The organism is Lysobacter sp. A286, from assembly GCF_054052105.1.
On record NZ_JBSVRJ010000001.1, the window covers coordinates 66,392 to 81,978 of the forward strand.

Sequence of the window (15,587 nt, forward strand, 5' to 3'; positions counted from 1 at the left end):
ACGGTAGAGAGGGGTATGACGGCTTGCCCGTTTCACGAGGCCTTGGTGCCGCTGGTGCCAGCATGACCGGACGCGTGATTGGCGCGGGTTGCCGGGACATGCAGGTCAATGACAGATCAACGCGCGTTGGCGGGCAAGGGACGAGGCGTGTTGGATGCCATCACGCGTCGTTTCCGAGCCGCGCCGGTTGCGTCTGGCGAGCCACCGCTGCGCGGGCAGTTGTTCAGTGCCGAACGTATGGAGCGTCATGGCCGCGAATTGGCGGCCAGCCACCAGGTCAGTGAGCAGCGCCACGCCGACCTGCTGCTGGAGCGACTGACTGATAACCAGCAGATACTCGAGCGCACCTGCGACACGCTTACCGAGGCAGCCCAGGCAAGCCGCCGGCTGACGCCCGCCGGCGACTGGTTGCTCGACAACATCTACCTGATCGAGGAACAGATCGCGTTGGCGCGGCGGCATCTGCCCCGGGGCTACAGCCGTGAATTGCCGCGACTGGGCAGTGGCGCCTCGGCTGGCCTTCCTCGCGTATACGACATTGCGCTCAATGCGGTCTCGCACAGCGACGGCCTTATCGACGCGGAGAGCCTGAGCCGTTTCGTGGCGGCCTATCAGTCGGTAACCCCGCTCACGCTGGGCGAGTTGTGGGCGATCCCCATCATGCTGCGCCTGGCGCTGATTGAAAGCCTGCGGCGGGTCAGCGCGGGCATCATGGCCGACCGTAGCGACCGTAACCTCGCCGATCTGTGGGCGGACCGGTTGACCGAGATCGCCGCGTCCGATCCCAAGAGCCTGATGCTGGTGATCGCCGACATGGCGCGTTCCGACCCGCCGCTGGCCACGCCCTTCGTGGCCGAGTTCGCCCGTCGCCTGCAGGGGCGCAGTTCCGCGTTGGCGCTGGCACTGACCTGGGTGGAGCAGTGGGCGGCCGACAGTGACCAGACCATCGAACAGATGGTGCAGGTGGAGAACCAGAACCAGGCCGCCGACCAGGTGTCGGTGAGCAACGCCATTGGCAGCCTGCGATTCCTGTCACGACTGGACTGGCAGGAGTTCGTCGAGACGATGAGCGTGGTGGAGCGCACCTTGCGCAAGGATCCCAACGGCACCTATGGGCTGATGGACTTTGCCACCCGCGACCGCTATCGGCATATCACCGAGCAGATCGCGCGACGCGGCGGGCTGGACGAGATCGACGTGGCCCAAAAAGCACTGCAACTTGCCCGCGCCCAGGCGGCGCAAACCAATGCCGACGACATCCGGGCCCATGTCGGCTATTACCTGGTCGATGACGGGCGCCCGTCACTGGAGGCGGCGCTGTCTGCCCGTTACGGCGTGCGCGGCTCGATGCGCAAAACGGCCCGCCGGGTACCGCTGTTGGCGTACACCTTGCCGATTGCACTGATCGTTGCATTCTTCACCAACGGGCTGGTGCTGGAGGCGCAGTCGGCATTGCCGGGCATCGGCTTTGCGTGGCTGGTCGGCGTGTTGTGTGTGATTGCCTTCAGCGAGCTGGGCGTCGCTCTGGTCAACTGGGCCAGCACTTTGCTGGCGACCCCGACCATGCTGCCGCGGCTGGATTACTCGCGGGGCATCCCGACTTCGGCACGAACCCTGGTGGCGGTGCCGACGATGTTTGGCAACCTGGCCCAGGTGGCGGATCTTGCCGAGGCACTGGAAGTGCGTTTCCTGGCCAATCGCGACCCCAATTTGCACTTTGCGTTGTTGACCGACTTCTTCGACGCCGACCAGCAGACGCTGCCACAGGACGCCGCCTTGCTGCAGGCCGCGCGCGATGAAATCGCATCGCTCAATGAGCGTTACGCCGTTGGTGACGACGACATCTTCTTCCTGTTCCACCGGCCGCGGCAGTGGAATCCGCGCGAACGTCGGTGGATGGGCCATGAGCGCAAGCGCGGCAAGCTGGCGGCCCTGAATGCCTACCTGCGCGGCGGCGCGCGCGACTGCTTCATCAGCGTCGTGGGCAACACCGCGGCGTTGGGCAACGTGCGCTATGTGATCACTCTGGATACCGACACCGGCTTGCCGCGTGATGCCGCACGCAAGCTGGTCGGCACCCTGGCCCACCCGCTCAACCGCGCCCAGTTCGACGGCAAGCGCGGGGTGGTGACCCGCGGCTATGGAATCCTGCAGCCGCGCGTGGGCATCAGCATGAGTGGGCAGGCGCGGTCCTGGTATGCGCGATTTTTTGGCAGCGAGCCGGGCATCGATCCGTACACGCGGGCGGTGTCGGACGTCTACCAGGATCTTTTCAGTGAAGGCTCGTTTGTCGGCAAGGGCATCTACGACATCGACGCGTTCGACACGGCGCTGGCCGGTCGGATCCCGGACAACCGGGTCCTGAGTCATGACCTGCTGGAGGGCTGTTACTCGCGTGCCGGTCTGGTCAGCGATGTGCAGCTTTACGAGGATTATCCCTCGCGCTATGCGGCCGATGTGAAGCGGCGGCATCGCTGGATCCGCGGCGACTGGCAGCTGCTGCCCTGGATCTGTCCCTGGATGCGTCGGGGTGGCGGGCGCATCGAGCGCAATCCGCTGTCGATGCTGTCGCGAGGAAAACTGGTCGACAACCTGCGACGCAGCCTGGTGCCAGCGGCGATGACGGCGTTGCTGGTACTGGGTTGGCTGTTGGGACCCAACGCGGTGGCGTGGACATTGTGGGTGTTGCTGATCGTGGTGGTGCCGCCGCTGCTGGCCTCGCTTATCGAGCTGGCCAGCCGGGCGCCCGACCTGCCGTGGAACGCACACTTGCGACACGTGACCAGCAATGGCTTGCGCAACTTCGCCCATGCGCCACTGACAGTGGCCTGCTTGCCCTACGAGGCATTCTTCAGCCTGGATGCGATCACCCGCACGCTATGGCGTACCGGGTTGTCGCGACGCCGGTTGTTGCAATGGAGTCCGTCCGCCGAAGTGGATCGCTCGCTTGGCGATGGCTGGGTAACCACCGTGCGCATGATGTGGTTCGCCCCGGTCTTCGCGGTCGCCGTTGCGCTGGCGGTGCTGGTGCTTCAACCGGCGGCATTTCCGGTGGCATCGCCGGTACTGGGCTTGTGGCTGCTGTCGCCGGTGCTGATGTGGTGGCTGGGGCGGCCGCGACGCGACGAGGTGGCCGTGTTGTCGCAGGAGCAGACACGCTTCCTGCGCCGCCTGGCGCGGCGGACCTGGGAGTTCTTCTCCACCCATGTCACCCGCGACGACCACTGGCTGCCACCGGACAACGTGCAAGAGCATCCTTCGTTGCTGGTCGCGCGACGGACCTCGCCGACCAACATCGGACTGTCGCTGCTGGCCAACCTGGGAGCCTTTGATCTTGGTTATGTGCCGGTGGGGGTGGTGATGGATCGCAGTGCCAACACCCTGGGCACGCTGGAATCGATGCCGCGCTACCGCGGGCACTTCTACAACTGGTACGACACCCAGACATTGCAGCCGTTGCCGCCGCACTACGTATCCAGCGTCGACAGCGGCAACCTCGCCGGACACCTGTTGACCTTGCGCCAGGGCTTGCTCGCGCTGGCGGACGCGCCGCTGGTGTCGCCGATGGCGTTGCAGGGACTGGTCGATACCCTGGACGTGTTGCGCGAGTCCGAGGGCGACATCCCCGGCGGCGAGACGGTCAACAACCTCGAGCGCGTGCTGCAGTCCGCGTTGGCGTCCCCGCCGGTGGAGCTGGCCGAAGCGGCGCGGTTGTTTGATCGCTTGCACCAGCTTGGCGATGACATCCGGCGCGACCAGACCGCCGGGTTTGGCGAGTCCGGCGACTGGGTCCAGGCATTGATGGACCAGTGCCGGATGGTGTCCGACGACCTGGCCTGGCTGGCGGCAACGGCAGACACCGACCAAAGCGATGCCGCCGCGGTGAAAGGGATCCCGACCTTGCGCCAGTTGGCCGCCAGCGACCTGCCGGTGGCGGCGACCAGGGCAAGGTTGCGGATCACCGAACTGGAGCGACTGGCCCACGTCGCCGGCCAGTGCGCGCAGCAGGAGTATGGCTTCCTGTACGACCCCGCCCGGCGCCTGCTGTCGATTGGCTACAACGTCGAAGAGCAGCGGCGTGATATCGGCTTCTACGACCTGCTTGCGTCCGAGGCGCGCTTGGGCAACTTCGTCACCATCGCCCAGGGACAGTTGCCACAGGAATCGTGGTTCGCGCTGGGTCGTTTGCTGACCGAGGTCGACGGCGAGCCGACCTTGCTGTCGTGGAGTGGCTCGATGTTCGAGTACCTGATGCCGCAACTGGTGATGCCCAGCTACCGCGGCACCTTGCTTGACCAGACCGCGCGCAATTGCGTTGAACGGCAAATCGGATACGGTCGCCAGCGCAATGTCCCCTGGGGTATCTCCGAGTCGGGCTACCAACTGTTCGACGTGCGCATGAACTACCAGTACCGCGCCTTTGGCGTGCCGGGACTGGGGCTGAAGCGCGGCCTCGCCCAGGATCTGGTCATCGCTCCCTACGCCAGCATGATGGCGTTGATGGTTGCGCCCGAGGCGGCCTGCGAGAACCTGCAGCGACTGACCCGCAAGGGATTTGCCGGTCGGTTCGGGCTCTACGAGGCCATCGACTACACCACCTCGCGCCTGCCGCCGGGGCAGGACCATGCGGTGGTGCAGTCATTCATGGCGCACCACCAGGGCATGGGCTTGTTGTCGCTGGTGTATTTGTTGTGCGACCAGCCGATGCAGACGCGCTTCATGGCCGACCCGGAGTTCCAGGCGACCTTGTTGCTGCTGCAGGAGCGGATTCCGCGCACCGGGATGCTCCATCCCCACGCGGGCGAGGTCGCCACCGCCGGGCTGCGTACCGAGGTCAATGAGACCCAGTTGCGGGTGTTCCGCAGTCCGGACGTGGCGCGTCCGGCGGTGCAGATCCTGTCCAACGGGCGTTATCACGTGATGCTGAGCAGCGCGGGCGGCGGTTATAGCCGGGCCGGCGAGATGGCCGTGACGCGTTGGCGCGAAGATGGGACCCGCGACCACTGGGGCAGTTTTTGCTATGTGCGCGACGTGGCCGATGGCCACTTCTGGTCGACCGCCTTCCAGCCCAGTCGGGTGTCGGTGGAGGGTTACGAGGCGATTTTCTCGGACGCCAAGGCCGAGTACCGCGGCCGCATGCGCGACTTCGAGATGCATACCCAGATCACCGTCTCGCCCGAGGACGATATCGAGTTGCGTCGGTTGCGGATCACCAACCGGGCCGGCGTGGCCCGCAGTGTCGAGATCACCAGCTACGCCGAAGTGGTGCTGGCGCCGGCGATTTCCGACGAGCTGCACCCCGCCTTCAGCAACCTGTTCGTGCAGACCGAGCTGGTACCCGACAAGCAGGCCATTGTCTGCACCCGGCGCCCGCGCGCCCACGACGAAGTCCCGCCGTGGATGTTCCATCTGCTGGCCGTCCACGATGCCGATATCGACGCGATTTCCTATGAGACGGATCGGGCGAAGTTCGTCGGCCGTGGCAACAGCCTGCAGTCTCCGGCGGCGATGACCGCGCACGACGAATTGTCGGGCAGTGACGGCTCGGTGCTGGATCCGATCGTTGCCATCCGCTGCCGGTTGACCCTCGCGCCGGGGCAGACCGCCAGCATCGATATGGTCTCCGGGGTGGCGACCACGCGCTCGAGTTGCGCAGCCCTGGTGGGCAAGTATCGCGACCGGCGCCTGGCGGACCGCGTGTTCGACCTCGCCTGGACCCACAGCCAGGTGGTCCGCAACCAGATCAATGCCAGCCAGGCCGACGCCCAACTGTACGAGCGCTTGGCGGGCCTGGTGCTGTATGCGAACCCGATCCTGCGGGCAGGCCAGGCGGTGTTGCTGCAGAACCGTCGTGGCCAGTCCGGGCTATGGGGGCAATCGATCTCCGGTGATTACCCGGTGGTGCTGCTGCAGATCGCCGAGGCGGCCAACATCGAGCTGGTCCGCCAGTTGGTCCACGCGCATGCGTACTGGCGCTTGAAGGGGCTTGCCGTCGACCTGGTGATCTGGAACGAGGACCAGGCCGGTTACCGCCAGCAACTGCAGGACCAGATCCTGGGTCTGGTCGCGGCGGGCGTGGAGGCGCACGTGATTGACCGGCCGGGCGGCATCTTCGTGCGACCGACCCACCAGATATCGCAGGAGGACCGCATCCTGGTCCAGTCGGTCGCACGGGTAATCCTCAGTGATGCGCGCGGCAGTCTGTCGGAGCAACTGGCTCGGCGCCCGAGTGCGGTGCCGGCGATCCCGTTGCTGGTGCCGGCACCGATCCAGTACGAGCTGGTGGACGCCGATAATGCCTGGCCACCCGGTCAGGACGGCGGCAGCGAGCCGATGGTCGGGCGGGACGAAGATCCCTGGCCATTCGACGTCGGCGCGTCGACCCGGATCCTCGACAATGGCATCGGTGGTTTCTCGCCGGACGGGAGCGAGTACATCATCGACCTGGCTCCCGACCAGACGACCACGGCGCCCTGGTCGAACGTGCTTGCCAATGCCCACTTCGGCTGCGTGGTGAGCGAGAGCTCTCCGGGCTACACCTGGAGCGAGAACGCCCACGAGTTCCGGCTGACACCGTGGCACAACGACCCGGTCACCGACGCTGCGGGCGAGGCGTTCTACCTGCGCGACGAGGACACCGGCCGGGTCTGGTCCCCGATGCCGCTGCCCTGTCGCGGCAGCGGCCAGTTCCGGACCCGGCACGGCTTTGGCTACAGCGTGTACGAGCACGTCAACGATGGCATCGCCAGTGAGCTGTGGATCTATGTCGACCTGCACGAGGCGGTCAAGTACAGCGTGCTCAGGGTCGCCAACCGCTCCGGCCGGCCACGCCGGCTGAGCGCTACCGGCTACGTCGAATGGATCCTCGGCGACCTCCACGCCAAGACCCAGATGCACGTGGTGACCGAGGTGGATGGCGATACCGGGGTGCTGACGGCGCGCAATCCCTACAACACGGAATTCGAAGGCCGGGTGGCGTTCTTTGATGTCGATCCGGTGGCCGGAGAACGGACCATCACCGGCGACCGTCTGGAGTTCCTGGGTCGCAATGGCAGCCTGCAACGTCCCGCCGCGCTGCAGCGCGAGCGGCTGTCAGGCCGGTTGGGCGCGGGACTGGATCCGTGCGCGGCGATCCAGGTGGTCCTTGAGTTGGGCGCCGGCGAAGCCAGTGAAACGGTATTCCGGCTGGGCATGGGAAGTGATTGGGGTGCTGCGGTGGCGTTGGCAACCCGCACCCGTGGCACGGACCCGGCACACGATGCACTGGATGCGGTGCGGATGTACTGGAACCGGACCCTGGGCACGATCCAGGTGGGGACGCCGGACCCGGCCTTTGACGTGCTCGCCAACGGCTGGCTGTTGTACCAGACCATCGGCTGCCGGTTCATGGCGCGCAGCGGCTACTACCAGTCCGGCGGCGCCTTCGGTTTCAGAGACCAGTTGCAGGATTCCATGGCGATGGTGCATGCCGAGCCGGACCTTGCCCGCGGGCACCTGCTACGCAGCGCGGCCCACCAGTTTCCCGATGGCGACGTGCTGCACTGGTGGCATCCGCCGCTGGATCGCGGCGTGCGCACGCGATGCTCGGATGATTACCTGTGGCTGCCGTTGGCGGTGTGCCGCTACGTGGAAGCGACCGGCGATGCCGACGTACTCGACGAGGTCGTGCCCTACATCGAGGGCCGCCCGGTCGGCATCGACGAGGAGTCCTACTACGACCTGCCGCTACGCTCGGCGTTGCGACAGGACCTGTACCGGCATTGCGTGCGCGCGATCAAGCGCGGGCTGGAGTTGACCGGCGAGCGCGGCTTGCCGCTGATGGCGACCGGCGACTGGAACGACGGCATGAACCGGGTGGGCGAGCGCGGCCGCGGCGAGAGCGTCTGGCTGGGCTTCTTCCTGCACCAAGTGTTGGTCCAGTTTGCGACCCTGGCGGAAGCAAGACACGACGATGGCTTTGCCCGCGACTGTGTCGTGGCCGCCGAGCAGTTGCGCGGGAACCTCGACAAGCACGCCTGGGACGGCGACTGGTACCGGCGCGCATGGTTCGACAACGGCGTGCCGCTGGGCTCGGCCAGCAGCGACGAGTGCCGGATCGATTCGATATCGCAAAGCTGGGCGGTGTTGTCGGGCGCTGGCGATCCGGAGCGCACGCGTCGAGCCATGGCCTCGCTGGACCAATACCTGGTGCGCCGCGATGCCGGCCTGATCCAGCTGCTGGATCCACCGTTCGACAAGACGGTGCAGGATCCCGGCTACATCCGTGGCTATGTGCCCGGGGTGCGTGAGAACGGCGGCCAGTACACCCACTCCGCCGTGTGGGCGGCGATGGCGTTTGCACAGATGGGTGACACCGAGCGGGCGTGGGAGCTGATGCGTATGATCAGCCCGCTCAGCCACACCGGCACCGCTGAAGACGTGGCGGTGTACAAGGTGGAGCCCTATGTCATGGCCGCGGACGTGTATGCGGTCGCCCCGCATGTCGGCCGTGGCGGCTGGACCTGGTATACCGGCTCGGCCGGCTGGATGTACCGGTTGATGGTGGAGTCGTTGCTCGGCGTACGCAGGGAAGGGCGGCAGCTACACATCGAGCCGCGCATGCCATCAGATTGGCCGGGCTTCACGTTGCGCTATCGATTCGGCGAGACCAGCTACCCGATCACCGTGCGACGTGCCGGAGCCGGCGAGCCATCGCGGATGACGGTCGACGGCGTGACACAGGACCAGTTGGTAATCGAACTGCGCGATGATCGCGAAACCCACGTCGTCGAGGTCTGGCTGCAGCGGTGACAAGCCGGCTGCAGCCGGTGGATCGGTGCGCCTGCTCTATGGCGCCGGTTTGCGGCGGAAGTGATAGATCACCGCGCCGATCAGTATCGCGATGGCGCCGGCGATCAGGTTTTCCAGCTTGGCACTGGCCAGCAACGCCACCGACAGTGCCGTCGCCGCCACCGGGATCAACACGCCGCCCGGCAACCGCATGGCCTGCGGCTCGTTGCCATGACGGCGGCGCAACACGATCACCGACAGCGCGGTGCCGATGTAGGTGACCAGCCGGGCCACCACCGACAGCAGTGCCAACTCCACGAACGAGCCGGTCAGTGCCAGCACCAGCGACACCACGCCGATCGCCACCACAGCGTTGGCCGGAGTGCGGAACCGTGGGTGGATCCTGCCCAGTGCCTTCGGGCCATAGCCGTCATCGGCCAGTGCCAGCAGGTAGCGCGGACCAAACATGATCGTGTTGCTGTTGGTGCCCAGGATGGAGATCGCCGCGCCGATGGTCAGCAGCCACGCCAGACGCTCGCCGCCGAAGCGCGCCGCAGCATCGGCCAACGGGGCCGTGGATTCGCCCAGCCCCGGCAGGGTGCCCAGCGCGACCCACTGCACCGCGACATACACCAGGGTGACGGTGATGATCATCGCCAGTAGCGCAAATGGCACGTCGCGGCGGGGGTTGCGGTACTCGCCAGCGGCCGCAGGCAGGTTCTCGAACCCGGCGTAGGCAAACAGCAGCAGCAGTGCGGCCTCGCCCAAGTCGGCCAAGGGAATCGGGCCGGCCATTGGCGAGGCCAGCGAGGTGTCGACGTAGAACGCACCGATCGCCACGAACATCAGCAGCGGCAGCAGCTTGGCAATCGCCAGCAGCACCCCGGTGCGCGCGGCGGTGCGCACGCCCACCACGTTGACGACCACCAGGAACACCAAGGAGCCGACCACGATCCCGATCCGCGTCGAACCACTTGCCGCGGCGGGCCAGAAGTGGGTGACCGCTTCGGCCAGGCCATTGCTGAGTGCGGCGGCGCTGGCAATGCGGGTCAGCACCAGCATCCAGCCGATCTCGAAACCAACGAACGGCCCGAACGCTTCACGTGCGTACAGATAGCCGCCGCCGGGTTGGTCAAAGTAGCTGGAGGCTTGTGCGTAGCAAAGCACCAGCAGCGACACTGCCAGCCCGGCCAGCAGGATCGCCCAGAGACTGGCCGGCCCGAGCAGCAGGGCCGCGGCGGCGGGCAGCAGGTAGATGCCGCTGCCGATCACGTCGTTGACCGACAGCCCGAACAGCTGCCAGCGGCCTACGGCGCGCAGCAATTCGGGTTGCTCGCCCGGACCGGGCGGTATGGCGGTGGAGCGGTTTGATGGCGTGCTTTGCAAAACGCTCTCCACATCGGTTGGCGATGCCCAAGAGTGCATGAACGCGCCGCGAGCGTCCATGCAGTACGTCACTCGCCGTGATCACCGGTTTGGCTTACCGTAGATCCATGCCTGTATACATGAAGACTTGTCGGGCGGTCATTGCCGCAACGCTGCTTGGGTTTCTGGGCGCTTGCGCCAGTGTTCCCAGCCACAACCCGCTCGCGCAATGGGAGGGCTCGCCGAACCACGAGCCACGCCGGGCCCGGGTGATCGTGCTGCATCACACGGCGATGGACACCGCCCGGGGCGCGATAACGACGTTGCAGACGGCCAATTCCGGTGGCCCCGTGAGTTCGCACTATGTGATTGGCGACGACGGGCGGATCTACCAACTGGTCGCCGAGGATCAACGGGCCTGGCACGCGGGCGGCAGCCGCTGGTCCGGGATCAGCGACCTCAACTCCTATTCGATCGGCATCGAGCTGGACAACAACGGCCATGAGCCTTTCAGCGCGCCGCAGATCGATGCATTGCTGGTGTTGCTGGAAGATCTCACCACGCGGCTGGGGATCCAGCGCCACCTGGTGGTGGGTCACGGTGACGTCGCGCCCACCAAAAAGGACGATCCCAGCCGGCTCTTCCCCTGGCAGCGCCTGGCGGAATCGGGGTTTGGCTTGTGGCCCCGGGACCGGCTTGCCGCGCCACCCCCCGGATTTGATCCTTGGGCCGCGTTGCGCCTGGTGGGTTACGACCTGCGGGACCGGTCGGCCGCACTGGCTGCCTTTCACCGCCACTTCCGCGCCAACGACGGCACCGACTGGCTGCCGGGCGATGCCGAAATCCTGTACGACCTGCAGTTGCAACTGATGGACGCTCCGGTGCGGCCCACCCCAGCCGGCCTGCCGGACTAAGGCGTCGGGACCTCCGACGTCGCCGTTTCCGTAATGTCCACGACGGGACTCAGGCGCAACAGTCGGCCGTCCTTGCCATCCTCCAGCAACCACAGGTTGCCCGCCGGGCCTTGCTCGACTTCGCGGATGCGTGTGTCCATGTCGAACCGCTCCGCCTCGCGCACATCGCCCGGCGTCAACTCGACCCGGATCAGCGCCGCGGCCGAAAGCCCGGCGATGAACGCATCACCTTGCCAGTGTGGGAAGGCGTCGCCGGAGTAGATGACCAGGCTGGCCGGCGAGATCACCGGGGTCCAGCTGATTTCCGGTGCGTTGTACTCGGGCTGGGTGTCGTGGTCGGGGATCGGTCGACCGTCGTAGTGATCGCCGTTGGAGACGATCGGGTAGCCATAGTTGCCGCCGCGCACGACCTGGTTGAGCTCGTCGCCGCCGCTCGGGCCCATCTCGATGTTCCACAACTGGCCTTCCGCATCAAAGGCGATGCCGAGCGGGTTGCGGTGGCCCAGTGACCAGACCTGAGCTGCAACCTCGCCCTGGTCGGCGAACGGGTTGTCTTTCGGGACGCTGCCGTCGGCGTTGAGACGGACGATCTTGCCGAGAGTGGATTGCAGGTTCTGCGCCGGATCGAACTTCTGGCGCTCGCCCGAGCTGATCCACAGATAGCCGTCGGGGCCGAACGCCAGCCGATGGCCGTAATGACCGTGGCCCTGCACCTTGGGCACCTGGCGCCAGATCACTTCCAGCCCGGTCAGCTTGCCGCCACCTTGCTGGTCGAGCACCAGCTTCGCACGCGCCACCGCGGCGCCACTGGTATCGCCCTTGCCGGCCTCGGCATAACTCAGATAGACCTGTTGGCTGTCGGGGAAGTCGGGACCGAGAATCACGTCGCCCAGCCCGCCCTGGCCCTCGTCAACCACGTCGGGTACGCCGCTGATCTGGCCGACCTCGCCGCTGTCCAGTTGCACCAGCTTCAGCGCGCCGCCTTTCTCGGTGACCAGCAACCGGTTCCCGTCGGGCAGGAAGGTCATGGCCCAGGGGGCGTTGAAGTGCGCGATGGCGGTGACGGCAAGCGCGTCGCCGTCGGCCGTTGTCATCGTGTCGACACCCTGCGGCTCGGTCGGTGTGCTGATGCCATCGGCGGGATGGCACGCGGAAAGCAGTGCCACGGACAAGGTTGCCATCAAACGCATGCGCATGGGTCGACTCTCAGGACAGGGCGGAGGTGGCCTCGAACGGTAACGCTACCGCGCCGGCGGCGACAATGCGAGGGTGCGCGGCGGCCAGCAGTTCCTTGTCGCCATCGACCAGCACCAGGATATTGCCGGCCTCGATCTCGTCGTGGAACTTCTGCCGCACCGGATCGGGCATCGACGAGCCGACCAGTGCGGACGACCAGCTGCCCACCGCGGCGCCGGCAACCGTTGCGGCGGCGGCACCGATCATGGTCACACCCAATGCCGGGATGGCAACCGCAACCAGACCCGCCAACAGGCCGGCGCCGGCGCCATACCCGGCGCCGCGCACTGCGGCAGGAATCATGTCGGTGTCGGCTTCCTTGCGTTCCTGCGGAATCACGTCCATCTCGATGTCCGAGCGCGCCACCAACAGGATGTGGCTATCGGGTACCCCGGCGGCCAGGGCAGCGTCGATGGCCGCGATCGCAGCCGGCATGTCCGGGGTACTGAATACGTGTCGGTGCTTCATGAGTCGCTTCCTCCACTATCGCGATCCAGCATCGCCCCGGTGCGGTGATCCAGTGGTGAACACCACGTTGGCGTGGTGTTCCGGCTTCCGTGGCATTGTCCAAGAGGGCCGTCGAGCGCCCATCACGCACAGGAGCTCCCATGTTGCCCACCGCCACCGTCCACTGCCCGTATTGCGGCGAGTCGATCCAATTGCTGATTGATGACTCGATCGAGGAACAGCGTTATATCGAGGACTGCCAGGTGTGCTGTCGGCCGATCCGGGTCGCGGTCGACATCGTGGACGGCGAACTGCAGGTGGGGACGGCGGCGGAGAACGAATGAGCGTTTCGGCGGCCGCGTGAAGGTTGTGTTGGGTTCAGCAATATCAAAAGGGTGGAGGCCTCCGAAGCAATGTCGGGCATCACGGTTTTCCGGCTGCGCGGCGCATCTGCGGCGGTGTCCTAGCGCCAAATTCGGGGCCGGTGGTTAAACCAACGTTGCCGTAACGATTGACCCATGGCGACGGTTCATGGCGCCGTGCGCAAGGTGCGAGTTGTGCGGCAGGAATCCCCCGTCCTGCAGCGCCATTCCCATCTTGTCCAGGAGAAGTACCAATGAAGATTTCGACCATCAGCCTCGCCTTGGTGGCCGCGCTGGCCGCACCGCTTGCCTTTGCGCAGGACGCCACCACTGCCGACCCCGTGGAGGGCGCAGCGGCGACACCGACGCAGCAGGCGGCACCATCAGAGAAGAAAAGCTGGAATGACGTCGACACCAATGGCGACGGTGCGCTGAGCCAGGCCGAGGCGGCGTCGGTGCCGGCGCTGGACGCGGTATTCGCCGAGGCGGATGTCGACGCCGATGGCTTGCTCACTGCCGATGAGTACAAGGCCTACGTTGCCAAGATGCAGGGCGGTGCCGGTCCCGAAGCGGCCGGCGACGCGGCAGCAACCGACTCGGGTCAATAACAGCGGCGGGTTCAACGCCGATGCGTACCGGAGGGCGGCCCACTGGGTCGCCCTTCGGCTTTCCGCCATACTGGGGCGATGGAAAGAATCGAGATGGTCGCCTTCGACGCCGACGACACCCTGTGGCGCAGCCAGGATTATTTCGACCAGGCGCAGGAGGAGTTCGAGCAGATCATCGCGGCCTGGGTTGATCTGGACAAGGACCACCTGCGGCAGCGCCTGTACGAGGTGGAGAGCGGCAACATCGCGGTGTTCGGCTATGGCGTAAAAGGCATGGTGCTGTCGATGCTGGAAGCCGCCGTCGAGCTGACCCAGGCGCGCATCAGCGCCACCGACCTGCAGCGCATCGTCGGGCTGGGCAAAGCGCTGCTGCAACATCCGGTCGAGCTGCTTCCGGACATCCGCGACGCGGTGGAGGTTATTGCCCGCGACTACGCGATCGTGCTGATCACCAAGGGTGACCTGTTCCACCAGGAGGCCAAGGTGCGTCAATCCGGCATGGCCGACCTGTTCCGCCGGATCGAGATCGTGAGCGAGAAAGACCCGCCCACCTATAAACGACTGCTGACTGAATTCGAGCTGCCCGCAAGCCGCTTCCTGATGATCGGCAACTCGTTGCGCTCCGACATCGCGCCGGTGCTGGCACTGGGTGGCTGGGGCATCCACGTGCCGTACCACACCACCTGGGCGCATGAGAATGCGGTGCTTCCCGATAGCTCAAGCGTGCCCTCGCGCATGCGTCGGGTTGACGCCGCTGCCGACTTGCCCGGTGCGGTCGCCGAGCTGGCAGCATTGACGACAATGCCGAACGCTTGCTGAGCGGGACTGGCCGGGCAAAGTCGCCATTGGATGCGTGTTCAGGCGTGTCCGGGCATCGTCGGGTCGTGGCTGGAACGGCCGGCCAATAAAGGAGAACTCCATGTCCAATCTATTCCGGTGGCTCACTCCGGTTGCACTGGCGGCCGGTATCGGCCTGTCGGCGTTGGCTCCTGTGCCCGCCCACGCAAACGGTGGCGACGACCTGGTCCGGGTGCTGGTCAACGCGGCCGATGTGATCTTCAACAACGGTCATGCGTACTATCAGGACGACTATCGCAACAACCGACGCGGCGCCAACAACCGCCTCATCGTGGTGCGCGACAACCGTGGCAACCCTCGTTATTACCGCAACAGTTACCGCTCCAGCCCGCGCAACAACGCCCGCGACGTGAAGTGCAACAAGCACGGCAAGTGCAAGGTCAAGGCGACGTACTACGATCCGCGCTACGACCGGGACCGCAGCCGTTATCGTGCGCGCAACGATCACGACTCGCGCCGCTATTACAGCCGGTCGTATCGCGACCGGGACGACGATTGAGCGCTGGCAAGGTAGGCTGATCCGTTCCCGCAAACATCCAAACGAGTATGTCAATGAAGACTCCCAGCCTCATCAGGATCGTGTTCCCCGTGGTGGCTGCCGGCCTGCTTGCCATCACTGCGTTGCCGGCCAGCGCCGCCGGATCGGTTGATTGCGAAATGCGCTTCGACATGTCGGGCTGGTCGTTGTTCTACAAGACCGGCTCCGGCACCGGTACGGTCAGTTGCAGCAATGGCCAGCGCATGTCGGTGAAGATCCGTACCAAGGGTGGCGGCGTCACGGTTGGCAAGACCAATATCGTGGATGGTCGTGGCGAGTTCTCCGGGGTGTCGCAGATCGAGGACGTGCTCGGCACCTACGTCACCGCCGAGGCGCACGCAGGCGCCGGCAAGTCGGCCAAGGCGCAGGTGATGACCAAGGGCGAGGTTTCGCTGGCGTTGGCGGGCAAGGGCACCGGCTGGGATCTCGGCGTCGCGTTCGGGAAATTTGTCATCTCGCGCTGACCGTGAGGTCGCCCCTGAAGGGAGTA

At 65.9% G+C, this 15,587-nt stretch carries 10 protein-coding genes; 7 read left to right on the forward strand and 3 right to left on the reverse strand.

Translation table 11 applies throughout. The annotated features are described in order from the left end of the window. Window positions 1–108 precede the first annotated feature (108 nt). Window positions 109–8,790 carry a GH36-type glycosyl hydrolase domain-containing protein gene (locus ACW7G0_RS00315; RefSeq protein WP_456986902.1) on the forward strand — a complete coding sequence of 2,894 codons (8,682 nt, stop codon included), beginning with the start codon at window positions 109–111 and terminating at the stop codon, window positions 8,788–8,790. Between the two features lie 36 nt (window positions 8,791–8,826). Here the strand turns inward: ACW7G0_RS00315 and ACW7G0_RS00320 are convergent, their stop codons facing one another. Continuing rightward, window positions 8,827–10,194, reverse strand: a complete 1,368-nt coding sequence (locus tag ACW7G0_RS00320) for an APC family permease (RefSeq protein WP_456986904.1) — start codon at window positions 10,192–10,194, stop codon at window positions 8,827–8,829. Window positions 10,195–10,274: 80 nt separating this feature from the next. Here ACW7G0_RS00320 and ACW7G0_RS00325 point away from each other — a divergent pair, with 80 nt between their 5' ends. Continuing rightward, window positions 10,275–11,048 (forward strand): N-acetylmuramoyl-L-alanine amidase, encoded by a 774-nt coding sequence (locus ACW7G0_RS00325; RefSeq protein WP_456986906.1) that lies wholly within the window; start codon window positions 10,275–10,277, stop codon window positions 11,046–11,048. Here ACW7G0_RS00325 and ACW7G0_RS00330 read toward each other — a convergent pair. Further along, window positions 11,045–12,229 (reverse strand): PQQ-dependent sugar dehydrogenase, encoded by a 1,185-nt coding sequence (locus ACW7G0_RS00330; RefSeq protein ID WP_456986907.1) that lies wholly within the window; start codon window positions 12,227–12,229, stop codon window positions 11,045–11,047. The two genes, ACW7G0_RS00325 and ACW7G0_RS00330, sit on opposite strands and share 4 nt — an antisense overlap. A 25-nt stretch (window positions 12,230–12,254) precedes the next feature. After that, window positions 12,255–12,752: a hypothetical protein gene (locus ACW7G0_RS00335; protein WP_456986909.1), complete on the reverse strand. Its 498-nt coding sequence runs from the start codon at window positions 12,750–12,752 to the stop codon at window positions 12,255–12,257. A gap of 140 nt (window positions 12,753–12,892) precedes the next feature. Between ACW7G0_RS00335 and ACW7G0_RS00340 the strand changes: the two genes are divergently transcribed. The 5 genes from ACW7G0_RS00340 (at window position 12,893) to ACW7G0_RS00360 (ending at window position 15,561) form a co-directional block, all read left to right on the forward strand. After that, a complete protein-coding gene (locus ACW7G0_RS00340; protein WP_456962515.1) occupies window positions 12,893–13,075 on the forward strand; it encodes a CPXCG motif-containing cysteine-rich protein in 183 nt (60 codons plus the stop codon). Between the two features lie 272 nt (window positions 13,076–13,347). Continuing rightward, window positions 13,348–13,701 (forward strand): EF-hand domain-containing protein, encoded by a 354-nt coding sequence (locus ACW7G0_RS00345; protein ID WP_456986910.1) that lies wholly within the window; start codon window positions 13,348–13,350, stop codon window positions 13,699–13,701. A gap of 93 nt (window positions 13,702–13,794) precedes the next feature. Beyond that, window positions 13,795–14,520 (forward strand): HAD family hydrolase, encoded by a 726-nt coding sequence (locus tag ACW7G0_RS00350; protein ID WP_456986911.1) that lies wholly within the window; start codon window positions 13,795–13,797, stop codon window positions 14,518–14,520. A gap of 100 nt (window positions 14,521–14,620) precedes the next feature. Further along, complete coding sequence (locus ACW7G0_RS00355) at window positions 14,621–15,058, forward strand: hypothetical protein (RefSeq protein WP_456986913.1); 438 nt, start codon at window positions 14,621–14,623, stop codon at window positions 15,056–15,058. Between the two features lie 53 nt (window positions 15,059–15,111). Further along, on the forward strand, window positions 15,112–15,561 hold the full coding sequence (locus ACW7G0_RS00360; protein ID WP_456962511.1) for a hypothetical protein: 450 nt from the start codon (window positions 15,112–15,114) through the stop codon (window positions 15,559–15,561). Window positions 15,562–15,587 lie beyond the last annotated feature (26 nt).